The following is a 21,649-nucleotide window of genomic DNA, read 5'->3' on the forward strand; positions in this document are numbered from 1 at the left end:
CGGAATGGGGGCAAGACCGGTGACGGTGCGGCTGGCGCGGTGGAGCGCGGAGCATCCGTGGCGGGCCATCGCGCTGTGGGTCGTGTTCGTGGCGGTGTGCTTCGTCGGCGGGAACGCCGCGGGACTCAAGGAGGCGACCGGCGCCGACCAGGCCGTCGGCGAGTCGGGCCGGGCGGGGCTGATCGTGGACGCCGGCGACTTCGCCGACCCGGCGGTGGAGAACGTCCTGATCACGGCGCGCGGCGGCACGCTGGACCCCGTCGCCGCGAAGGCCGCCGCCGCCGACGCGGCGACCGAACTGCGTTCGGTGACCGGAGTCGCCTCGGTGGGGGAGCCGGTGACGGCGCGGGACGGCTCCGCGCTGCTGGTGCCGATCACGATGTCGGGTGACGCGGAGACCGCGTCCGACCGGGTGCAGCCGCTGCGGGACGCCACCGCCCGGGTGCAGGAGGGGCACCCGCAGCTGCGCGTCGAGCAGGTCGGCGGCCCGTCGATCAGCAAGGCGCTGAACGACACGCTCGGCGAGGACTTCAAGCGGGCCGAACTGCTGAGCCTGCCGGTGACCCTGGCCATCCTGATCATCGCGTTCGGGGCGCTGATCGCCGCCGGCGTGCCGGTTCTGCTGGCGCTCTCCTCGGTCGCCGCGGCGATGGGGCTCTCCACCCTCGCCTCGCACCTGGTGCCGGCGACCGACACGACGGCCAGCGTCATCCTGCTGATCGGCATGGCGGTCGGGGTCGACTACTCGCTGTTCTACGTGCGGCGCGAGCGGGAGGAGCGGGCGAAGGGGCGCTCCGGCCTCGACGCGGTGGAGATCGCCGCGGAGACCTCCGGTCACGCCGTCGTGGTCTCCGGCTTCGCCGTGATGATCTCGATGGGCGGGCTGCTGCTCGCCAACGACGCCATCTTCTCCTCCCTCGCGGTGGGCTCGATGCTGGTGGTCGCGGTCGCGGTGATCGGCTCGCTGACCGTGCTGCCGGCGCTGCTGGCCAAGCTCGGCCGCTGGGTCGACCGGCCCCGGGTGCCGCTGCTGTGGCGGCTCACCGCCCCGCGTACCGGGCGGCACGGCGAGGCGAAGCCGAGGTTCTGGCCGGCCGTGCTGAAGCCCGCGCTGCGGGCGCCGGTGGCCACCCTGGTGATCTCGGTCGGGCTGCTGCTCGCCCTGGCCACGCCCGCGCTCGGCATGAAGATGAAGTTCCCCGGCATGGAGGACCTGCCGCGCAGCACGCCGGCCATGCAGGCGTACGACCGGCTCACCGCGGCGTTCCCGAGCAGCGGCACCAGCCACACGGTCGCGGTGCGGGCGCCGGCGGCCGAGGCGGACCGGGTCGCGGCGGCGCTGACCGCGCTGGCCGGCGCGGCGTCGGCCGACCCGCTCTTCGCGCCGACCGAGGCGGACGGCCCGAAGATCGAGGTGTCGGCGGACCGGCGGGTGTCGGTGCTGGAGGTCGCCACCCCGCACGCCAGCCGCACCGACGAGGCGGCCCGCTCCCTGGAGCGGCTGCGCGACGACCTCGTCCCGGCCGCGCTCGGCGCGGTGCCCGGCGTGGAGTACGCGGTCGGCGGGGACATCGCCGACAGCGAGGACTACTCGCAGCACATCCGCGACAAGCTGCCGGTCGTCATCGGCTTCGTGCTGGTACTGACCTTCGTGGTGATGGTGCTGACGTTCCGCTCGGTGGTGATCGCGCTCAGCTCGATCCTGCTCAACCTGCTCTCCGCCGGTGCCGCGTACGGGCTGCTGGTGCTGGTCTTCCAGGGCGACTGGGCCGAGGGCCTGCTCGGCTTCACCTCGATGGGTGCGATCGTCACCTGGCTGCCGCTGTTCCTCTTCGTGGTGCTGTTCGGGCTCTCGATGGACTACCACGTCTTCGTGGTCAGCCGGATCCGCGAGGGCGTCCGGGCCGGCATGTCGAACCGGGACGCGGTGGCGTACGGCATCACCTCGTCGGCTGGCGTGGTGACCAGCGCGGCGATCGTGATGGTCGGGGTCTTCTCGATCTTCGCCACGCTGAGCACGATCGACATGAAGCAGCTCGGCATCGGCCTGGCGGCGGCGATCCTGCTGGACGCCACGATCATCCGCGCGGTGGTGCTGCCGGCGCTGATGACCATGCTCGGCGACGCGAACTGGTGGGCCCCGAAGTTCCTGCGGGGGCGCCCCGCGAAGGCCCCCACGGACCCGCCGGCCCCGACCCCGGAGCTGGTCGGCGCCCGCTGACCCACGCCACACCAGGGGCCGGACCGCACCCGCGGTCCGGCCCCTGCCGTCCGTCCGTCGGTACGCGCGGCGGGTCCTGCCGTCGGGCCGACCTCCGTACGGGGCGACCGGCCGGGCACGTGGTGTGTGCGGGGCGGCCGGCATGGCCCGTGTGCGTGACGGTCGGCGTCAGAACACCGGGCAGGAGGCCCGCCAGGCACCCAACTCCCGGTCCTTGCGGATCGAGGAGAAGCCGTAGCCCACCGTGGTGACGCAGAAGTCCGTGGTCGAGCCGGTGTACTCGGCGTGGAACACCGGCTTGCCCGCCTCGACGAAGGGCAACAGCTTGGCGCACAGGCCCAGCCGCACGCATTCCTCGTTGACGGCGAAGTCGAAGTCCGGCGCCAGGGCGGCCACCTGGGGCACGTCGTTGACCAGGCCGGGGGAGAGGTCCAGGGACCGGGCCAACTCGGCGAGCCGGCGGTTGAACAGCAACTGGTCGTCGAAGCCGAGCGGGAAGCCGGCGCGGTGGGCGTACCCGTCGGCGTCGGCGAGCGCGACCGCGCCGAAGCCCTTGCCCCGGCACAGCCGGAGCCGGTCCGCCAGCACCGGCCGCAGCGCGTCCCACTGCCGTACGTCGAGCCAGCGGCTCTGCGGGCGACGGGCCGCGGCGCCCCACACGGCGGCCGGGAAGCGGCTCGCGTCCGGATCCGTGGGCAGGACCGAGCCGACGTGCACCTGGCAGACCAGCCGGCGGTCGCGGGACCGCAGCTCGGCGGTCTGCGCGGCGGTGGTGGCGACCGGGTCGAGCAGGAAGACGTCGGCGTCGACGGTCGGGTCGAGCACGCCGCTGAGCTGCCACTGCCACCGCCACCGGCCGGCCGACTCCGCCGGCCAGGTGGTCGGGGCGCCGGGCGGGGGGAGCGCGACGCGGCAACCGCCGACCGTGGCCAGCAGCGTGAGGACGACGCAGGCGGACAGGACGCGGCGCGGGCCCCGCCCGACGGCGCGCGTACGCGGCCGGATCCGCATCGGCAAGCTCCCGGGTACCGGGGCGGCGGGAGTGCCGCCCGGAGCGGGTACGCCGGTCCGGCGTACCTCACCCGGTCAAACGAGCGCGGACCCGGCCACGACTCGCGTTCAGCGCGGCGCGGCGAAGACCTGCGTCCAGTACGGCCCGTTGCTGCTCGCCACGCCGACGCCGATCTCGGTGAAGGCGCAGTTCAGGATGTTGGCCCGGTGACCGGAGCTGTTCATCCAGGCGTCCATCACCGCGGCCGGCGTCTTCTGGTTCCAGGCGACGTTCTCGCCGTACGTGCGCCAGGCGTAGCCGACCCGGTCCAGCCGGTCTCCGGCGTCGCTGCCGTCGCTGCCGGTGTGCGACATGTTCCGGTGGTCCGCCTGGTCCTGGCTGTGCCGCTGGGCGGCGGTCATGAGCTTGTCGTCGATGCTCAGCGCCCCGCAGCCGGCCTTGGCGCGCTCGGCGTTCACCAGGTTCACCACCTCGCGGGCCTGGGCGCTGACCCCGCTGCTCACGGGGGCCTTCGTGCCGCCGCCGGACGGCGCGCTGCTCCGCTCGGTGCGCCGCGAGGGCGCGGTGGAGCGCGAGGGCACCGGCGTGGGCCTGGTGGCCTTCGTGGGCGACGGGGCGGGCCTGACGGTGGTCGGCGCGGTGCTCGGGGTGGGGGCGGCCAGCGCGTCGCCGGGCGTCCCCGGCAACGCCGGGGCGGCGGCGATCGTGTCGTCGACGGCGGTCGGGTCGGTCTCCGGGCCGTCGCCGCCCAGCGCGACCGCGCCGACGCCGAGGCTCACCACCAGCGTGGCGGCTGCGGCGGCGCCACCGATCAGCACGGGGCGGGGGAAGCGGCGGTGGCGGCGGTGCCGGCCCTCGGCGGGTGTCGTCCCGGCGTCGGTGTCCTGGTGCGTCCCGAGGTCGATCGGGGCGGTCGGGGCGTCGACCGGCCAGCCGCCGGCCGCCCGCTCGCCGGGCGGGGGCGCGTCCGTCCCGTACGGCCCGCCGTCCCGCAGGTCGGCGTCGGCGTGCCAGCGGACGCCCGGCTCGCCCTGCCAGGCGGCAACCGGCTCGCCCTGCCAGGCGGCGGCCGGCGCGGCCGGCCAGGTCCCGGTCGGCTCGTCCCGCCAGCGCTCGGTGGGCTCGTCCCGCCAGCGCCCGGTGGGCTCGGCGGCGTCGGCGGGTCCAGCCTGCCAGCGCGCGGCGGGCTCGGCCTGCCGGTGTGCGGCCGGTTCGGCGGGCTCGGCCTGCCAGCGGGCGGTCGGCTGGTCGCGGTGCCACTCGTCGGCGGGTCGGTCCGGGTCGTCCCCGAACAGGTAGGCCGACCTCGGCTCCGGACGGTCGGTCAGCCAGGCCGGCTCCTCGCTGCGCGGCTGCTCGGGGTGCCGGGCGGCGCCGTCCGGGTCGTTCGGGTCGGTCCAGCGGTACACGCCTCTGCCTCCAAGGGGATCGGGTGCGGGCGGAGTGACGCTACGTGGGGGGCCTGAGCAGCGGCAACGTGGCTAAGGAAGAGTTAAGGGGAAGTCGGACGGCCGGGTAGGGACTTCCCGGGATCCGGGGCGTAGAGTCAAGGTGTCCGGACAGAGAGTGTCCGCGCCTTGTGGCAGCCCCCCCGGCAAGTGGACAGGTCGACGTGGAAATGATCTACGGCCTGCGGGAACTTGACGAAGGAGGGGGTATCGGCTCAATATATAGGTGTCGCCAGTCGCGCCCGGTCATGCCCAGAATCGCCTGGAATGACAGCCGCGTACACATTGGGCGCGCGTTGGCCGGCCTTTCCGGCAGCGCATATCAAGGAGTCATCATGGCCAAGGCCCTGTACGGCCACGTAGGTGCGGCGCCCGATCGGCGTCTGCTCGACGAGGTCACCCGACTGCGTGCCACGGTTCGGGCACTGGAGTTCGAGATCACGCGGTTGCGTGCCGAGAACGATCGGCTCGCGGCGGCTGCGGCGGAGGCGGACGATCTGCTCCGTCTGGCCGAGCCCGCGCTGACCTGAGCTCCGGGATCGAAAAACTGAATCGCACCACGCAAAAAAGCGCGCCGACACTTCTGTGCCGGCGCGCAGCTCTGTCCGCGCCCCTTTTCGCCGGCACCAATTCGCGATCTTGTGTGGATCTGTCGGGGACCGGCGAAAATGGTCCTCCCGACGTCGCCCGGCGTACCCCGGCTGGCCCGCCCCACGGCGCGGCCGGGCGCCCGGCAGGCGGGTCGCGTGCCGGGCGGCCGTCGGTCCCGGGTTAGTCTGCGGGTTCACCCAGGTCCGCGCAGCCGGCGACGGTACGGCGGCCACCGGACGAGGATCGAGAAGGTGTATCTCAAGAGCCTGACGGTGAAGGGCTTCAAGTCCTTCGCCTCCGCGACGACGCTGAAGCTGGAGCCCGGGATCACCTGCGTGGTCGGCCCGAACGGCTCCGGCAAGTCCAACGTCGTCGACGCCATCGCCTGGGTGCTCGGCGAGCAGGGCGCCAAGGCGCTGCGCGGCGGCAAGATGGAGGACGTCATCTTCGCCGGCACCGCCGGCCGGGCCCCGCTGGGCCGGGCCGAGGTGACCCTGACGATCGACAACACCGACGGCGCGCTGCCGATCGAGTACACCGAGGTGTCGATCACCCGCCGGATGTTCCGCTCCGGCGAGAGCGAGTACGAGATCAACGGCGACTCCTGCCGGCTGCTCGACATCCAGGAGCTGCTGTCGGACTCCGGTATCGGCCGGGAGATGCACATCATCGTCGGGCAGGGCCGGCTCGACGGCATGCTGCACGCCAAGCCGGAGGACCGGCGGGCGTTCATCGAGGAGGCTGCCGGCGTCCTCAAGCACCGCAAGCGCAAGGAGAAGGCGCTGCGGAAGCTCGACGCGATGCAGACCAACCTCAACCGGCTCACCGACCTCACCGCCGAGCTGCGCCGCCAGCTCAAGCCGCTGGGCCGGCAGGCCGAGGTGGCCCGGCGCGCCGCCGCCATCCAGGCGAACCTGCGCGACGGCCGGCTGCGGCTGCTCGCCGACGACCTGGCCACCCTGCGCGCCACCCTGGACCGGGAGATCGCCGACGAGACCGCGGTGCGCGAGCGGCGGGAGCAGGTCGAGGCCGAGCACACCGAGGTGCAGTCCCGCCTCGCCGAGTTGGAGGCCGCCCTCGCCGAGGACGCGCCGCTGCTGGCCGCCGCGCAGGACACCTGGTACAAGCTCTCCGCCCTCTCCGAGCGGTTCCGCTCCATCGAGCAGCTCGCCCGGGAGCGGCTGCGGCACCTCAGCGCCACGCCGGACGACGAGCGCCCCGGCCGCGACCCGGACCAGTTGGAGGCCGAGGCCGAGCGGGTCCGCGAGCAGGAGGAGGAGCTGCGCGCCGCGCTCACCGACGACCAGATCCGGCTCGCCGAGGCGGTGGAGCACCGCCAGGAGCTGGAACGGCAGCTCGCCGCCGCCGAACGCGAGCTGGTCGCCGCCGCGAAGGCGATCGCCGACCGGCGGGAGGGGCTGGCCCGGTTGACCGGTCAGGTCAACTCCGCCCGGGCCCGGACCACCAGCGCGGGCGAGGAGATCGAACGGCTCGCCGCCGCGCACGCCGACGCGCTCGCCCGGGCCGAGCAGGCGCAGGCCGAGCTGGACGCGGTGGCCGAGCAGTCCACCGAGGCGGACCGGGACAACGCCGACCTCGACGCCCGGCACGCCGAGGCGGCCGCCGCCCTGGAGCGGGCGCAGGCCACCGTGCGGTCGCTGACCGACGCCGAGCGGTCGGCGGAGAAGGACGCCGCCACCTGGAAGGCCCGGGAGGAGGCGCTCGCCCTGGGCCTGCGCCGCAAGGACGGGGCGGGGGCGCTGCTGGCCCGCGCCGACGAGGTCCCGGGCCTGCTGGGCAGCCTGGCCGGGCTGCTCACCGTCGCCCCCGGGCAGGAGGCCGCGCTCGCCGCCGCGCTCGGCGGGCTCGCCGACGCGGTCGCGGTCAGCGGCGTCGACGAGGCCGTCGAGGCCATGCGGCTGCTGAAGATCTCCGACGCCGGCCGGGCCGGCCTGCTGGTCGGCAGCCCCGCCGGCCCCGGCATGGACGCCCACCCCGACGCGCTGCGGCCGAAGCTGCCCGACGGCGCCCGCTGGGCGCCCGACCTGGTGGAGTGCGCCCCGCAGCTTCGACCGGCGGTGCACCGGGCGCTGCGCGACGTGGTGCTGGTCGACGACCTCGCCGCCGCGGCCGAGGTGGTCGCCGGCAATCCCGAGTTGCGCGCGGTCACCCCGGACGGCGACGTGGTGGGCGCGTACGCGGCGGCCGGCGGGTCGGCCAAGGCGCCCAGCTTCATCGAGGTACAGGCGGCGGTCGAGGAGGCCCGGTCGAACCGGCTCGCGGCCGAGCGGACCGGCGCGGAGCTGCGCGAACAGCTCGTCGACGCCCGCGCCGAGGTGGCCGCCGCGAAGGACACCGTGCAGCACGCCGCCGCCGCCAAGCGGGAGGCGGAGAGCCACCGCAACGCCGCCGCCCGGCGGCTGGCCGAGCTGGGCGCGGCCGCCCGCTCCGCGAAGGCCGAGACCGACCGGCTCGGCGAGTCCCGGGCCCGCGCCGAGGCGGCCCGGGAACGGGACCTGCTCACCCTGGCCGAGCTGGAGGAACGGCTGCGGCTGGCCGAGGAGACCCCGGTCGACGCGGAACCCTCCACCGAGGACCGCGACCAGCTCGCCGCGATGGTGCCGCAGGCGCGACAGAACGAGATGGAGGTCCGGCTGGCGGTGCGTACGGCCGAGGAGCGGGTCTCCTCGATCGCCGGTCGCGCCGACTCGCTGCGCCGGCAGGCCACCGCCGAGCGGGCCGCGCGGGAACGCGCGGCGGCGCGGCGGGCGGCGCGCACCCGTGGCGCGGGGATCGCCCGCGCCGTGGCGGGCGGCGCCCGCGAGGCCCTCACCCGGCTGGCCACCTCCATCGCCGCGGCGGAGGAGCACCGCGACGCCGTGGCGCGCGAGCGCGCCTCCCGCGAGGCCGAGCTGCAGGAGGTACGCGGCGCGGCCAAGCGGCTCGGCGCGGAGCTGGAGCGGCTGACCAGCCAGGTGCACCGGGACGAGGTGGCCCGCGCCGAGCAGCGGCTGCGCATCGAGCAGCTGGAGGCGAAGGCCGCGGAGGACTTCGGGCTGGACGTGGAGACCCTGGTCGCCGAGTACGGCCCGCACCAGCCCGTCCCGCCCACCCAGGCCGACGTGGCGGCGGCCGAGCGGGACGGCCTGCCGGTGCCCGAGCCGGCGCGCTACGAGCGTCCGGTGCAGGAGAAGCGGGCCGCCAAGGCGGAACGGGAACTGACCCTCCTCGGCAAGGTCAACCCGCTCGCGCTGGAGGAGTTCGCCGCGCTGGAGGAGCGCTACAAGTTCCTCTCCGAGCAACTGGAGGACCTCAAGGCCACCCGCCGCGACCTGCTCACCGTGGTCAAGGACGTCGACGACCGGATCCTGGAGGTCTTCGCCAGCGCGTTCGAGGACACGGCCCGGGAGTTCCAGCAGGTCTTCACCGTGCTCTTCCCCGGCGGCGAGGGCCGGCTCGTGCTCACCGACCCGGAGGACCTGCTCACCACCGGCGTCGAGGTGGAGGCCCGCCCGCCGGGTAAGAAGATCAAGCGGTTGTCGCTGCTCTCCGGCGGCGAGCGGTCGCTGACCGCGGTGGCGATGCTGGTGGCGATCTTCCGCGCCCGGCCCAGCCCGTTCTACATCATGGACGAGGTGGAGGCGGCGCTCGACGACGTCAACCTGGGCCGGCTGATCACGCTGCTGGCCCAGTTGCGGGAGAAGAGCCAGCTCATCGTCATCACGCACCAGAAGCGGACGATGGAGGTCGCCGACGCCCTGTACGGCGTGACCATGCGCAACGGGGTGACCCAGGTGATCAGCCAACGGCTCAACCGGGCCGACGGGGACGACGAGCGGCGCGGCCGCGGCGAGGAGAACGAGTAGTGGGTCGGGAACGCGCCACGGCGCTCCTGGTGGACTTCGACGGCGTCCTGCGACGCTGGGACCCGGCGGTGGCCGCCGGCGTGGAGCGGGAGTACGGCCTGTCCGAGGGCGTACTCACCGAGATCGCCATGCAGTGGGGGCGGCTCCAGCCGGTGCTGACCGGCCAGGTCAGCCACGCCGACTGGATGACCAGCGTCGCCGACGCGCTGGCCGGGCCGGCCGGCGGGCCGGAGCGCGCCCGGGCCGCGGTCGAGCAGTGGCAGCGCTACCGGGGCGAGGTGGACACCGAGGTGCTCGACTTCGTCCGCGGGGTGCGCGCCGGCGGCCTCCCGGTCGGCCTCGCCACCAACGCCACCGACCTGCTCGACGACGACCTGGCCGCGCTCGGCCTGGTCGGCGAGTTCGACGCGGTGGTCAACTCGTACCGGCTCGGGGTGAACAAGCCGGCCAAGGAGTACTTCCAGGCCGCCTGCCGGGCGGTGGCCACCCCGCCGGACCGGGTGCTCTTCGTCGACGACGAGGACTGGTCGGTGCGCGGTGCCCGGGCCGCCGGGCTGTCGGCGCTCCGCTGGACCGGCCGCCCCGAGGACCTGCGCTACCTGCGGGCGGCGCTGGCGTACTGAGGCCTGCCCCGGCTGGTCCGCTCGGCCGTGGTGCGGGGGCTGCCGGGCTGGCGGCGTGGGGCTCCCCGGTGCCGGTGGGCGGCGCCGGCGGGCCTGGCGCGGCGCCGCCCGGGGCGGTCAGTCGCCGGTGACGCCGTCGATGCGTTCGCGGATCAGGTCGGCGTGGCCGTTGTGCCGGGCGTACTCCTCGATCATGTGCACGTAGACCCAGCGCAGGTTGAACGTCCGGCGCTTCGGGCCGACCTCGGTGAAGGTGTCGTCGAGCGAGCGGCCCGCCGCGGCGGCCCGGGCCAGCTCCACCTCCCGGTGGAACGTGGCGAGGTCGGCCTCGGCGTCGGCGGCGCTGACGTCGTGGTCGGCGTCCGGGTTGTCGGGGGTGAAGTAGGGGTAGTCGACGCGCTCGCCGGCGAAGTTCTCCCGGAACCACCAGGCCTCCACCTCGGCCAGGTGCCGGACCAGCCCGAGCAGGGTCAGCCCGGAGGGCTCGACGCTCGGCGTCCGCAACTGCTCGGCGGTCAGCCCGGCGCACTTGAGCAGCAGCGTCTGCCGGTGGTAGTCCAGCCAGCCTTCCAGGATGGTGCGTTCGTCGCCGACGTACGGCTCGGGGGTCCGGGTGATCTCCGGTGCTCTCCAGGTCATGCCGGCCATCCTCGCCGGCCCGACCGACAACCCGCGACCGCATATCCGCCGTGACCCGTCCCGGCGTCAGGACGTGTCCGGGCTCCGCGGCGCGCCGCCGCACCGCGACGTGTCCGGGCTCCGCCGCGCCGCGACGTGTCAGGGCACCACGACGACCGGCCAGCGGCCGGCCCGGACGAGGCGGGTGGCGACCGAGCCGACCAGCCGGTGCCCGGCCTGCTCGGAGGAGCCGACGACCACCAGGTCGGCCCGGAACTCGTCGGCCGCCGCACGCAGCTCGGCGTACGCGTCCCCGCGCCGGCGCAGGAAGGTGACCGGCAGGCCGAGTTCCTCGGCGCCGCGCCGGCACTCCCGGCGCAGCTCCGCGGTCAGCTCGTCGTGGCAGCGCTGCACCTCCCCGGCGTCCAGGCCGGGCACGAGCGTGGTCAGCCCGGGTGCGGGGCTGACGTGGACCACCACCAGGGCGGAGCCCTGCCGGCGGGCCAGCCCGGCCGCGTACCAGCCGGCGCGCTCCGAGGTGCGGGTGCCGTCCACGCCGACCAGCACGACCCTCGGCCCGTCCGTGCCGCGCTCGTAGGGCCCCGGCCGGGTGCGCGGGCCGTACTCCTCCCGTTCCGGCGCGTCCGTGCTCATGCCAGCTCCGTCCTCTCCGGTTGCCCTAGGCAACAACCGGGCCGGGCACAGCCCTATTCCGGCCGGCCTAGAAGTACTCCTCGTTGAAGCGGCGCAGCAGCCGGGCGAAGTCCCCGACGTCCGCCGCCGACCAGGTGCCCAGGGTCTGCCGGAAGCGTTCGAGCCGGCCGCCCTGCGCCGCGTCGAACCGGCGCTGCCCCTCCTCGGTGAGGCTGAGCCGCGCGGCGCGCCGGTCGGCCGGGTCCGGGTCGCGCCGGACCAGGCCCAGGCCCTCCAGCCCGTGGATCTGCCGGCTCAGCGTCCCCTTGCCGACGCCGAGCCGGGCGGCCAGGTCGGTGAGCCGGACCGAGCCGCACCGGCGCAGCCACAGCAGCAGCCCGTACGCGTCGGGCTCCAGGCCGGGGTGCACCTCCCGGGCAAGTTCCGAGGAGACGGCCCGCCCCCGGCGCAGCAGGGCGGTCAGCTCGTGCTCCACCGCCCGCATCGCCTCCGGCAGGTGCTCGTCCACGGTGGCCAGGGTACGGCGGACGGTCTCAGGCACCCGGAGCCAGCCGCTGCCGCATCACCTCGCGCAGGTGGCCGTCGCTGGTGGTGCCCTCGATGGTCACCTCGGCCGCCCGCCCGGTGTGCACCAGCGTGGCGACCGCGTTGCCGAAGTAGGGGCCGGCCAGCCGCTTCCAGCGGAACGGCGGGCGGCGTACCCCGGCCGAGCGGGCGAGCGCCCGGGCGGCTCCGGCCGGCCCGGACGACCAGCCCAGCCGCATCAGCGGGCGCATCCCGGCGGGCACCTGGTTGTGGATGGGCGAGCAGGTGAGCTGGTGCACCGGGGTGACCACGCTCCGGTCGTCGAACCGGGCCCGCGCCACGTACGAGTGGTGCACGTCACCGGAGAGCACGCTGATCGACGCCGGCGGCGCGTACGCCGGGCCGGCCCCGACCCGGTCGCCGGGCTCGCCGGGGGTGCCGCTGCCGATCCGGGCGAACAGCGCGCCGAGCGCGTCGAACGAGCGGCGGAAGGCGGCCCAGTGCTCCAGGTCCAGCCCCCGGCGCAGCTTCTCCGACAGGCGCCCGAGCCAGCGCCGCCGCGAGTCGGCGAGCTTCTCGTTCCACGCCTCCACGTGGTGGATGCCCGGCGGCAGCAGCCAGGGCAACGAGGCGCCCACCACGAGGTGGTCGTAGACGCCGTGGGCCCGGTCGAGGAACCACGACCACTCGCCCGGGGGCAGCATCGCCCGCCGGCCGGGCTCCAGCACCCGGCTGCACCGGTTGTCCAGCATCACCAGCCGGGTCCGGCCCAGGTCCAGCGCGTAGCTCCACTGGTACTGCACGGCCCGCCACCGCTCGGTGTCGTGGGCGAGGTCGGCCTCGGTGTCGACCCGCTGGCCGAACTCACGCAGCACGCCGGTGGCGTCCTCCGCCGCGCTGACCTTCGCGAAGACCGGGTCGGCGGCGATCTCGTCGGGGGAGAGGTTGCCCAGGTGCTGGTAGACCCAATAGGAGGCGAGGCCGCTGGTGATCCGCTCCGCCCACCAGGGCTGGTCGCGCATGTCCGCCCGCCAGGCGGCCGAGGTGTTCCAGTCGTCGATGATCTCGTGGTCGTCGAAGATCATCACGCTCGGCACGGTGGAGAGCAGCCAGCGGATCTCCGGGTCACGCCAGGACTCCAGGTAGAGCTTGGTGTACTCGTCGAAGCTGACCACCTGGTCGCTGGGCGCGCCCCTGGGCCGCCGGCGGCGCCGCTTCAGCAGCCGTCGCACCGTGGGGGAGGTCACGTCCGCGTAGACCTGGTCACCGAGGAGCACCAGCAGATCGGGCAGGCCGGCCGGGTCGGGGTCGGCCATCAGCCGCCGGGCGTACGCGTCGAGCGCGTCCGGGGGCAGCCGGCGGGTGGTGGCGTGCTGGGTGGTCTCCCGGCACGATCCGAAGATCAACCGGACCGGCTGGTCGAGGTCGTCGGCCGCCCGGGTGCGGATGACGCTGGGCGGGAACCCGCTCCTCGGCACCGGCCAGGCGACCTCGTCGTCGATCAGCACCTCGTAGCTGGTGGCGCTGTCGGGCGTGAGCCCCTCCACCACGACGAGCGCGTAGTGGTGGTCGTACGCGGAGAAGGTGGGCGCGGTGCCGCGGGCGCCGTCGGCCGTGCGGACGGTGACCACGGCGGGCGCGCTGGTCTCGACCCAGACGGTGGCCCGCGTGTCGACCACCCGCCGCAGCAACGGGCCGATGAGCAGGTGTGCCGCGGGCATGGTCGACCTCCAGGTAAGCGGACTTCACTTTTACTACCCGGCCGGCGGTCGCACCACTGCTGGCTGTGACCGAGCCTACCGCCGGCTCCCGGACGGGCCCGCCGGGAGCGGTGGCTGGGACAGCATCGCCGGCATCTGACAGGATTCCGGCATGACCGAATACCTCCTCATCGCACTCGCCCTGCTCGGCGTGCTGATCCTTGGCGGCATCGGGCTGGTCGTGCCGCGGCTGCGCCGGCGCCCGGAGCCGCCGCTGCCCGAGACGGAGGTCGAGACCCGGGCCGAGGAGGGTCTCGCCGGCCCGCCGGTGGCGGCGCCGGAGGCCGAAATCTCCACCGGGATCCTGGTGGAACCGCCGGTCGTGGAAGCCCCGGCCCCGGTGCTGGAGGTGCCCGAGCCGACCGCCGGGCGGCTGGTCCGGCTGCGCTCCCGGCTGTCCCGCTCGCAGAACGTCTTCGGCAAGAGCCTGCTCGGCCTGCTCAGCCGCGACCACCTGGACGAGGACACCTGGGAGGAGATCGAGGACAGCCTGATCACCGCCGACGTCGGCATCGACGCCACCCGGGAGATCGTCGACCGGCTGCGCGAGCGCACCCGGGTGCTCGGCACCCGGTCCGGCACCGAGCTGCGCGCCCTGCTCGCCGCCGAGCTGGTCAACGCCCTCGACCCGACGTTGGACCGTTCGCTGCACACCGCGCCCAAGGACGGCGTGCCGGCCGTGCTGCTGGTGGTCGGCGTCAACGGCGCCGGCAAGACCACCACCTGCGGCAAGGTCGCCCGGGTGCTCGTCGCCGACGGCCGGAGCGTGATCCTCGGCGCGGCCGACACCTTCCGTGCCGCCGCCGCCGACCAGCTGGAGACCTGGGCCGGCCGCGTCGGGGCCGAGACCGTGCGTGGTCCGGAGGGGGCCGACCCGGCCAGCGTCGCCTTCGACGCGGTCAAGCGCGGCATCGACACCGGCGTGGACACGGTGCTGATCGACACGGCCGGCCGGCTGCAGAACAAGGTCGGCCTGATGGACGAGCTGGGCAAGGTCAAGCGGGTGGTGGAGAAGCACGGCCCGATCGACGAGACGATCCTGATCCTGGACGCCACCACCGGGCAGAACGGGCTGGAGCAGGCCCGGGTCTTCACCGAGGTGGTCAACGTGACCGGCGTGGTGCTCACCAAGCTCGACGGCACCGCCAAGGGCGGCATCGTGATCGCCGTGCAGCGCAAGCTGGGCATCCCGGTGAAGCTGGTCGGGCTCGGCGAGGGCAAGGACGACCTCGCCCCGTTCGACCCCGCGCAGTTCGTCGACGCGCTGCTCGGTACCGAGCCGCTCGCCCGGGACGCGTAACCTCGCAGTGACGAGCAACGATCGCGCCTACGCCGGATGGCGCGACCCCAGCCACCCGTCGCAGCGCCTCGGGAGACCGTACGTGACTTCGCAGGAGATCCCGCTGCACGGCGGGAACGTCAGCACCGTGGTGCGGGTCGGCGACACGGTCCGGCGCAACGCCGGGCCGTGGACGCCCTCGGTGCACGCCCTGCTGCGCCACCTGGAGTACGTCGGGTTCACCGGCGCCCCCCGCGCGCTCGGCATGGACGAGCGCAACCGGGAGGTCCTGTCGTACCTGGAGGGGGAGTGCGGGGAGTACCCGCTGGCCCCGCACTGGGTCACCGACGAGGCCCTGGTGACCGTCGCCACCATGCTGCGGATGTTCCACGACGCCCAGTACGGCTTCGTGCCGCCGCCGGGGGCGGTGTGGCGCTCGTTCGGCCCGCCGCCGCCGGACACCGAGGTGATCTGCCACCACGACGCCGCCCCGCACAACGTCATCTGGCGGCCCGACGGCACCCTCGGGCTGATCGACTTCGACCTCGCCTCGCCCGGCGCCCGGATCTACGACGTGGCGTACGCGGCCTGGACGTGGGTGCCGATCTTCTCCGACCGCGACTCGATCACGCTCGGCTGGAAGCATCCCGACCGGCCGCGCCGGCTGCGCCTCTTCGCGGACGCGTACGGGCTGATCCCGCGGGACCGGCACCGGCTGATCCGGACCATCCGCAAGCGGATCGTGGACCACGTCGAGGGCATCCGCCGGATGGCCGCCGCCGGTGAGCCGGCCTTCGTCCGGATCGTGCACAAGGGGCACCTGCGCCGGCCGATGCGGGACCTGCGGCTGCTCGACTACGAGCGCAACGCCCTCGAGTACGCGCTGCGCTGACCGGTCCGTCCCGCCGAGGGCCGTTCCTGCCGGCGGTGAGGTTGTCTTCACACGTCCGAAACAAGGCGTCACCGTCCGGAAATCGACGGGTGACGCTGGGGGAAACAGGGAGCGAGCAGGCTTCCGCGCATCCGGCGTACGGGCGACGCTGCCCCGGAAGCCGGGAAGGAGGGACTTCACCTTAGGAGGCCGGCGTGCCCGACGCACCCATGATCGATTCCGGCAACACCGTCTGGTTGCTGGTGTCGACGGCGCTCGTGCTGCTCATGACGCCCGGACTGGCGCTGTTCTACGGCGGCCTGAACCGGGCCAAGGGTGTACTGAACATGATGATGATGAGCTTCTCCGCGATCGGGCTCATCTCCGTTTTGTGGTGGTTCTACGGTTTCAGCATCGCGTTCGGCAGCGATGTCAACGGCTTCTGGGGCGACCCGGGCGCCTACCTCGGCACCAAGACCTTCCTCGCCGAGACCGACCTCTGGGGCGCGACGGCGGAGAACCCGAGCGGCATCGGCGTCCCGCTCTACGTGTTCATGGCCTTCCAGATGGTCTTCGCCGTGATCACCGTCGCGCTGATCAGCGGCGCGATCTCCGACCGGGCGAAGTTCGCCGGCTGGCTGCTGTTCGCGTTCGGCTGGGCGACGCTGGTCTACTTCCCGGTCGCGCACTGGGTGTGGGGCGGCGGCATCATCGGCGGCGACATCCACGCGCTCGACTTCGCCGGCGGCACCGCCGTGCACATCAACGCCGGCGCGGCGGCCCTGGCCCTGGCCCTGGTGCTCGGCAGGCGGCTCGGCTGGCCCCGGGAGGGCATGAAGCCGCACAACATCCCGCTCGTCGCGCTCGGCGCCGGGCTGCTCTGGTTCGGCTGGTTCGGCTTCAACGCCGGTTCCGAACTCACCGTCGACTCGGTCGCCGGCCTGGCCTTCATCAACACCCAGCTCGCCACCGCCGCCGCGGTGCTCGGCTGGATCGCCGTCGAGTGGATCAAGGACAGGAAGCCGACCCTGGTCGGTGCCTCGTCCGGCGCCGTCGCCGGCCTGGTCGCCATCACCCCGGCCTGCGGCTTCATCGCGCCCTGGGCGGCGGTGCTGCTCGGCGTCGTCGCCGGGGCGGTCTGCGCGCTGGCGATCAGCCTCAAGTACAAGCTCGGCTACGACGACTCGCTCGACGTGGTCGGCGTGCACTTCGTCGGCGGCTGGATCGGGTCGCTCTGGCTCGGCCTGTTCGCCACCAACTCGGTCAACGGCGCGATCACCGACGTGGTCGGCGCCTCGGACGGCCTGCTCTACGGTGGTGGGGTGACCCAGCTCGGCCGGCAGGCCCTGGCCGGCCTGATCGTCACAGTCTGGTCCTTCGCGGTGGCCTGGGTGCTCGCCGTCGCGATCGAGAAGACCATCGGCTTCCGGCTCCGCGCCGAGGACGAGGTCGGCGGCATCGACATCGCCGAGCACGCCGAGAGCGGCTACGACCTGTCGCCGGCCGCGGGCGGCGGCGCCTTTGCCATGGCCGGGCTGACCGGCGCCAAGCAGACGGCGGCACCGGCCGCGCCCGCCGCGTCCCCCGCCGAGCCGGCCGCCGAGCCGGTCGACGAGAAGATCGCCGGTTAACGTTTCCTGTGATGGAGGGGTTGGACATGAAGCTGGTGACCGCGGTCATCAAGCCGTACCAACTGGACGCGGTGAAGGAGGCCCTGCACGCCCTCGGCGTGGCCGGCCTGACCGTCAGCGAGGTCCAGGGCTACGGCCGGCAGAAGGGGCACACCGAGGTCTACCGGGGTGCCGAGTACACGGTCGAGTTCCTGCCCAAGATCCGGGTGGAGGTGCTCACCGACGAGATCGACCTGGAGAAGATCGTCGACGCCGTCGTCGTCGCCGCCCGGACCGGCAAGATCGGCGACGGGAAGGTCTGGGTGACCTCGGTCGACGAGGTCGTCCGGGTCCGCACCGGCGAGCGCGGCCTCGACGCGCTCTGACCGGGCCACGACCGACATGACCTCGTCGACCGGGAGGAACGCGTCGGGCCACGCCGGCAACGGCGGCCCGGACCTCCCGGTCGACGGGTTCGTCGGCGCGGACACGGGCGTGGGGGAGGCGGCCCGGGCCGCGCGCGCCGACGCCCACGACCGGTGGCTACGCGCGCTGCTGCCGGACCGGCCCGGTGTGGCGCTCGTCGCCGTCGGCGGGCTGGGACGACGGCAGTGCGCCCCGCACGGCGACCTCGACCTCGTGCTGCTGCACGCCGGCGTGCCCGGCGTGGACGCGCTCGCCGCGGCGGTCTGGTATCCCGTCTGGGACGCCGGGCTGCGGCTCGACCACTCCGTCCGCACCGTCGCCGAGGCGCTGTCGGTCGCCCAGGACGACGTGAAGGTCGCCCTCGGGCTGCTCGACGCGCGGCTGGTCGCCGGGGACGCCGCCCTCGCCGACACGCTCGTCCGGTCCGCCGCCGACCACTGGCGGCGCACCGCCGTACGGCAGCTCCCCGGGCTGCGGGAGGTCACCGCCGCCCGCTGGGAGGCCCACGGCGAGCTGGCCTTCCTGTTGGAGGGCGACCTGAAGGAGGCCGCCGGCGGGCTGCGCGACGTGGGCATCCTGCGGGCGATCGCCACCGCCGGGATCACCGACGCGTTGCGCCCCGCCGTCCGCGCCGCGCACCGGCGGCTGCTGGACACCCGGGACGCGCTGCACGTGCAGGTCGGCCGCCGGGTCGACCGGCTGGTCGCCCAGGAACGCGACGGCGTCGCCGCGCTGCTCGGGCTGCGTCAGCCCACGCCCGGCGTGCCCGACGCCGGGCTGCGCCAACCCGCGCCCGGCGCGCCTCACGCCGGGCCGCGGGCCGGAGCGGTCGCCGCGGACGGCGACGCGCTGCTGCGCCGGGTGGCCGGGGATGCCCGGACCGTCAGCCACGCCCTCGACGACGCCTTCCGCGCCGCCGACCGGCTCCGCTCGGGCCGCCGCCGGGGGACCGACGGGCGCCCGGTGCGCCGGCCGGTGGCCCGGGACGTCGTGGAGCACGACGGCGAGCTGGTGCTGGCCCGCACCGCGATCGGCGCGCGACCCGACCCGAGCCTGTCGCTGCGGGTCGCCGCCGCCGCGGCCACCACCCGGCTGCCGATCGCCCGGGCCACCTGCGAGTGGCTGGCCGTGTACTGTCCGCCGCTGCCGACGCCGTGGCCGGCCGAGGCCCGGGCCGCGCTCGTCACCCTGCTCGGCGCCGGTCCCGGCCTGGTACCGGCCTGGGAGACCTGCGACCGGTACGGGCTGATCGAGCGCTGGCTGCCCGAGTGGACCCGGCTGCGCAGCCTCCCGCAGCACAACCCGGTGCACCGGTTCACCCTCGACCGGCACCTCGTGCAGACCGCGTACGAGGCCAGCCGGCACACCCGCGAGGTGGACCGTCCCGACCTGCTGCTGCTCGGCGCCCTCCTGCACGACGTCGGCAAGGGGCTGCCGGGGGACCACAGCACGGTCGGGGCTCCGCTGGCCGAGGCGGTGGCCGCCCGGATCGGCCTGCCCGAGCCCGAGGTGGCGCTGATCGGCACGCTGGTCCGGCTGCACCTGCTCCTACCCGACGTCGCCACCCGGCGGGACCTCGCCGACCCGGTCACCATCTCCGGGGTGGCCGAGCGGGTCGGCGACACCACCACCCTGGACCTGTTGCACGTCCTGGTCCGCGCCGACGCCGTGGCCACCGGGCCGGCCGCCTGGTCGGACTGGAAGGGCCGGCTGGTCGCCGAGCTGGTCGCCCGGGTCCGCACGGCGCTGGACACCGGCGCGCTGCCCGCCCCGCCCGCCCCGGACCCGGCGCTGCTGGCGGGGCCCCTGCCGGTCGTACACCTGACCGGGGACCGGGTGGCGGTGGCCGCGGCGGACCGGCGCGGCCTGCTCGCGACGGTGGCCGGGTGCCTGGCCCTGCACCGGCTGGAGGTGATCTCCGCCGACGCCTCCACGGTCGACGGCCGGGCCCTGGTCGAGTGCCGGGTGCAGCCCCGCTACGGCCTGGCCCCCGACCCGATCGCCCTCGGCGCCGACCTGCGCCGCGCGGTGAACGGCGACGTCTCGGTCACCCAGCGGCTGCGCGGCCGGGCCCTGGCGGCGCGGGCCGAGGGGGCCGCGCCGCGGGTGGTCTGGCACCGGGAGGCGGCCACCGACGCCGTGTTGCTGGAGCTGCGCGCCGCCGACGCGGCGGGCCTGCTCTACCGGGTCGCCTGCGCCCTCGACGAGGCCGGCGCCCAGGTGCGGGCCGCCCGGATCTCCACCCTCGGCGGCGACGTGGTGGACGCGTTCTACCTCGTCGGCGGCTGGCCCTCCGAGGCGGAACGGGAGCGCGTCGAGGCCGCGGTGCTGGCCGCCGTCTGAGGGCGGCTACGTCCCCCGACGTACGCCGACAGCCGCCGTCGGGGCGACGCGCCGAGAGCGGCGCGGCGGCACGCTCGGGGCATGAACCTGCCAGTGCAGACCGAAGGGCTCACCAAACGGTACGGCGGCCTGACCGCCGTGCAGGACCTCCAACTCACCGTCCAGGCCGGCGAGGTGTACGGCTTCCTCGGCCCCAACGGCGCCGGCAAGACCACCACCCTGCGCATGCTGCTCGGGCTGGTCCGGCCCACCGCCGGCACGGTCCGGCTGCTCGGCCGGCCGCCCACCGCCGGCCGGCTGACCGGGGTAGGGGCGCTGATCGAGGGGCCGGCGTTCTACCCGTACCTCTCCGGCCGGGACAACCTGCGGGTGCTGGCCCGCTACGCCGGGGTCGGCGCCGACCGGGTCGCGCTCGTGCTCGACCTGGTCGACCTGGCCGACCGGGCCGGCGACCGCTACGCCGGCTACTCGTTGGGCATGAAGCAGCGGCTCGGCGTGGCCGCCGCGCTGCTGAAGGACCCCCGCCTGCTGATCCTGGACGAGCCGACCAACGGCCTCGACCCGGCCGGCATGGCGGACATGCGCACCCTCATCCGCCGGCTCGGCGCGGCCGGCTGCACGGTGCTGGTCTCCAGCCACCTGCTCGGCGAGGTGGAGCAGGTCTGCGACCGGGTCGGGGTGATCGCCCGGGGCCGGCTGGTCGCCGAGGGCAGTGTCGCCGAGCTGCGCGGAGCGGCCGGGCTGCGGCTGCTCGCCGACCCGCTAGACGAGGCGGCCGCCCGGGCGCGGGAACTGGTCGGCGCCGAGCGGGTCCGGGTGGTCGACGGCGGGCTGGAGCTGGCCGTCGCGCCGGACCGGGCCGCCTGGCTCAACGCCGAACTGGTCGGGGCCGGGCTCGCCGTGCGCGAGCTGCGCCCCCGGGAACGGGACCTGGAACAGGTCTTCTTCGACCTCGTGGAGAAGGGAACGGCCGATGTCGCGTAGCTTCCGCGCCGAGACGGTCAAGCTGGTCCGGCGGCCGGCCACCTGGCTGCTGCTGGCCATCACGCTGGTGCTCTCGCTGATCTTCACCTACGTCTTCCCGTACGCCGGCCTCGCCGGCGGCACCGACGGGCCGAACACCGACCGGGCGCTGCCCGCGCTGCTCCCCGACCACCTGGTCGGGAACTCCCTCGGCGGCCTGCCGGTCTTCCTCGGCGCGATCCTGTTGATCCTCGGCGTGCTCACCGTGGGCGGCGAGTACGGCTGGGGCACCTGGAAGACCGTGCTCACCCAGGGCCCGACCCGGCTGGAGGTGTACGCCGGCAAGCTGCTCGCCCTGGCCGCCGCCGCGCTGGCCGTGGTGCTCGCCGTGTTCGCGGTCGGCGCGGTGACCAGCCTGCTCATCGCCTCCGCCGAGGCGCAGCCGGTGACCTGGCCGCCGGTCGGCGACCTGCTCACCGGGATCGGGGCGGGGTGGCTCATCGCGACGATGTGGGCCATGCTCGGTGCCGTGCTCGCCGTCGCGCTGCGCGCCGTGGCGCTGCCGGTCGGGCTGGGCCTGGTGTGGATGCTCGCGGTGCAGAACCTGCTCGCCGCGATCGCCGCGCCGCTGGTCGACTGGGTGGCGAAGGCGCAGGAGGGGCTGCCCGGGCCGAACGCCGGGTCGCTGGCCGCCGCGCTCGGCGCGCCGGGGGACACCCCGGGGGTCGCGGCCACCGTCGGCGGCGGGCAGGCGGCCGTGGTGGTGGCCGCGTACCTGGTCGGGTTCGCGGCGGTCGGCGCGGTGCTGCTGTGCCGGCGGGACATCGGCTGAGGCGGGG

17 protein-coding genes are annotated in these 21,649 nt (G+C 74.8%); 11 read left to right on the top strand and 6 right to left on the bottom strand.

Translation table 11 applies throughout. From position 1 onward, the window contains the following. The first annotated feature begins 4 nt into the window (after nucleotides 1–4). Nucleotides 5–2,221 (top strand): MMPL family transporter, encoded by a 2,217-nt coding sequence (locus ACGFZ2_RS09040; protein ID WP_393266777.1) that lies wholly within the window; start codon nucleotides 5–7, stop codon nucleotides 2,219–2,221. A 168-nt stretch (nucleotides 2,222–2,389) separates the two neighbouring features. Here the strand turns inward: ACGFZ2_RS09040 and ACGFZ2_RS09045 are convergent, their stop codons facing one another. Both ACGFZ2_RS09045 and ACGFZ2_RS09050 read right to left on the bottom strand, forming a co-directional pair. Continuing rightward, nucleotides 2,390–3,232: an endo alpha-1,4 polygalactosaminidase gene (locus ACGFZ2_RS09045; protein ID WP_393451652.1), complete on the bottom strand. Its 843-nt coding sequence runs from the start codon at nucleotides 3,230–3,232 to the stop codon at nucleotides 2,390–2,392. A gap of 108 nt (nucleotides 3,233–3,340) precedes the next feature. Next, nucleotides 3,341–4,642 carry a CAP domain-containing protein gene (locus tag ACGFZ2_RS09050; protein WP_393451655.1) on the bottom strand — a complete coding sequence of 434 codons (1,302 nt, stop codon included), beginning with the start codon at nucleotides 4,640–4,642 and terminating at the stop codon, nucleotides 3,341–3,343. A gap of 374 nt (nucleotides 4,643–5,016) precedes the next feature. Between ACGFZ2_RS09050 and ACGFZ2_RS09055 the strand changes: the two genes are divergently transcribed. The 3 genes from ACGFZ2_RS09055 (at nucleotide 5,017) to ACGFZ2_RS09065 (ending at nucleotide 9,761) form a co-directional block, all read left to right on the top strand. Then, nucleotides 5,017–5,211, top strand: coding sequence for a hypothetical protein (locus ACGFZ2_RS09055; RefSeq protein ID WP_091096806.1), 195 nt, complete (start codon nucleotides 5,017–5,019; stop codon nucleotides 5,209–5,211). 312 nt (nucleotides 5,212–5,523) lie between these two features. After that, complete coding sequence (smc, locus tag ACGFZ2_RS09060; protein ID WP_393451658.1) at nucleotides 5,524–9,138, top strand: chromosome segregation protein SMC; 3,615 nt, start codon at nucleotides 5,524–5,526, stop codon at nucleotides 9,136–9,138. Then, entirely contained in the window at nucleotides 9,138–9,761 is a 624-nt protein-coding gene (locus ACGFZ2_RS09065) for an HAD family hydrolase (protein ID WP_393266765.1), read from the top strand. Before smc ends, ACGFZ2_RS09065 begins: the two co-directional genes overlap by 1 nt. Nucleotides 9,762–9,878: 117 nt before the next feature. Here the strand turns inward: ACGFZ2_RS09065 and ACGFZ2_RS09070 are convergent, their stop codons facing one another. From ACGFZ2_RS09070 to ACGFZ2_RS09085, 4 genes are all read right to left on the bottom strand, one after another. Then, nucleotides 9,879–10,400, bottom strand: coding sequence for a DinB family protein (locus ACGFZ2_RS09070; protein WP_357453412.1), 522 nt, complete (start codon nucleotides 10,398–10,400; stop codon nucleotides 9,879–9,881). 138 nt (nucleotides 10,401–10,538) lie between these two features. Beyond that, nucleotides 10,539–11,033: a universal stress protein gene (locus tag ACGFZ2_RS09075; protein ID WP_350704838.1), complete on the bottom strand. Its 495-nt coding sequence runs from the start codon at nucleotides 11,031–11,033 to the stop codon at nucleotides 10,539–10,541. Between the two features lie 67 nt (nucleotides 11,034–11,100). Beyond that, a complete protein-coding gene (locus ACGFZ2_RS09080) occupies nucleotides 11,101–11,541 on the bottom strand; it encodes a MarR family transcriptional regulator (protein WP_363703017.1) in 441 nt (146 codons plus the stop codon). 25 nt (nucleotides 11,542–11,566) lie between these two features. Next, nucleotides 11,567–13,279 (bottom strand): alkaline phosphatase D family protein, encoded by a 1,713-nt coding sequence (locus ACGFZ2_RS09085; protein ID WP_393451663.1) that lies wholly within the window; start codon nucleotides 13,277–13,279, stop codon nucleotides 11,567–11,569. Between the two features lie 151 nt (nucleotides 13,280–13,430). On the opposite strand from ACGFZ2_RS09085, the gene ftsY reads away from it, so the two are divergent. The 7 genes from ftsY (at nucleotide 13,431) to ACGFZ2_RS09120 (ending at nucleotide 21,642) form a co-directional block, all read left to right on the top strand. Beyond that, on the top strand, nucleotides 13,431–14,618 hold the full coding sequence (ftsY, locus tag ACGFZ2_RS09090) for a signal recognition particle-docking protein FtsY (protein WP_393266756.1): 1,188 nt from the start codon (nucleotides 13,431–13,433) through the stop codon (nucleotides 14,616–14,618). A 7-nt stretch (nucleotides 14,619–14,625) separates the two neighbouring features. Next, nucleotides 14,626–15,489, top strand: coding sequence for an aminoglycoside phosphotransferase family protein (locus tag ACGFZ2_RS09095; RefSeq protein ID WP_357453396.1), 864 nt, complete (start codon nucleotides 14,626–14,628; stop codon nucleotides 15,487–15,489). A 194-nt stretch (nucleotides 15,490–15,683) separates the two neighbouring features. Continuing rightward, on the top strand, nucleotides 15,684–17,099 hold the full coding sequence (locus ACGFZ2_RS09100) for an ammonium transporter (protein WP_393451666.1): 1,416 nt from the start codon (nucleotides 15,684–15,686) through the stop codon (nucleotides 17,097–17,099). Nucleotides 17,100–17,125: 26 nt separating this feature from the next. Then, nucleotides 17,126–17,464: a P-II family nitrogen regulator gene (locus ACGFZ2_RS09105; protein WP_350705125.1), complete on the top strand. Its 339-nt coding sequence runs from the start codon at nucleotides 17,126–17,128 to the stop codon at nucleotides 17,462–17,464. Between the two features lie 16 nt (nucleotides 17,465–17,480). After that, nucleotides 17,481–19,847, top strand: a complete 2,367-nt coding sequence (locus tag ACGFZ2_RS09110; protein ID WP_393451669.1) for a [protein-PII] uridylyltransferase — start codon at nucleotides 17,481–17,483, stop codon at nucleotides 19,845–19,847. Between the two features lie 81 nt (nucleotides 19,848–19,928). After that, a complete protein-coding gene (locus tag ACGFZ2_RS09115; protein WP_393451672.1) occupies nucleotides 19,929–20,831 on the top strand; it encodes an ABC transporter ATP-binding protein in 903 nt (300 codons plus the stop codon). After that, nucleotides 20,821–21,642: an ABC transporter permease gene (locus ACGFZ2_RS09120; protein ID WP_393451675.1), complete on the top strand. Its 822-nt coding sequence runs from the start codon at nucleotides 20,821–20,823 to the stop codon at nucleotides 21,640–21,642. Before ACGFZ2_RS09115 ends, ACGFZ2_RS09120 begins: the two co-directional genes overlap by 11 nt. The last annotated feature ends 7 nt before the right edge of the window (nucleotides 21,643–21,649 follow it).

The sequence above is a fragment of the Micromonospora sp. NPDC048063 genome (assembly GCF_043202855.1).
GTDB lineage: Bacteria > Actinomycetota > Actinomycetes > Mycobacteriales > Micromonosporaceae > Micromonospora.

What these genes read in the sequence shown, in the direction of transcription:
- ACGFZ2_RS09040 (WP_393266777.1), top strand. Translation starts at nt 5, where the DNA reads ATGGGGGCAAGACCGGTGACGGTGCGGCTGGCGCGGTGGAGCGCGGAG.
- ACGFZ2_RS09045 (WP_393451652.1), bottom strand. Translation starts at nt 3,232, where the DNA reads ATGCGGATCCGGCCGCGTACGCGCGCCGTCGGGCGGGGCCCGCGCCGC.
- ACGFZ2_RS09055 (WP_091096806.1), top strand. Translation starts at nt 5,017, where the DNA reads ATGGCCAAGGCCCTGTACGGCCACGTAGGTGCGGCGCCCGATCGGCGT.
- ACGFZ2_RS09070 (WP_357453412.1), bottom strand. Translation starts at nt 10,400, where the DNA reads ATGACCTGGAGAGCACCGGAGATCACCCGGACCCCCGAGCCGTACGTC.
- ACGFZ2_RS09075 (WP_350704838.1), bottom strand. Translation starts at nt 11,033, where the DNA reads ATGAGCACGGACGCGCCGGAACGGGAGGAGTACGGCCCGCGCACCCGG.
- ACGFZ2_RS09085 (WP_393451663.1), bottom strand. Translation starts at nt 13,279, where the DNA reads ATGCCCGCGGCACACCTGCTCATCGGCCCGTTGCTGCGGCGGGTGGTC.
- ftsY (WP_393266756.1), top strand. Translation starts at nt 13,431, where the DNA reads ATGACCGAATACCTCCTCATCGCACTCGCCCTGCTCGGCGTGCTGATC.
- ACGFZ2_RS09105 (WP_350705125.1), top strand. Translation starts at nt 17,126, where the DNA reads ATGAAGCTGGTGACCGCGGTCATCAAGCCGTACCAACTGGACGCGGTG.
- ACGFZ2_RS09110 (WP_393451669.1), top strand. Translation starts at nt 17,481, where the DNA reads ATGACCTCGTCGACCGGGAGGAACGCGTCGGGCCACGCCGGCAACGGC.
- ACGFZ2_RS09115 (WP_393451672.1), top strand. Translation starts at nt 19,929, where the DNA reads ATGAACCTGCCAGTGCAGACCGAAGGGCTCACCAAACGGTACGGCGGC.
- ACGFZ2_RS09120 (WP_393451675.1), top strand. Translation starts at nt 20,821, where the DNA reads ATGTCGCGTAGCTTCCGCGCCGAGACGGTCAAGCTGGTCCGGCGGCCG.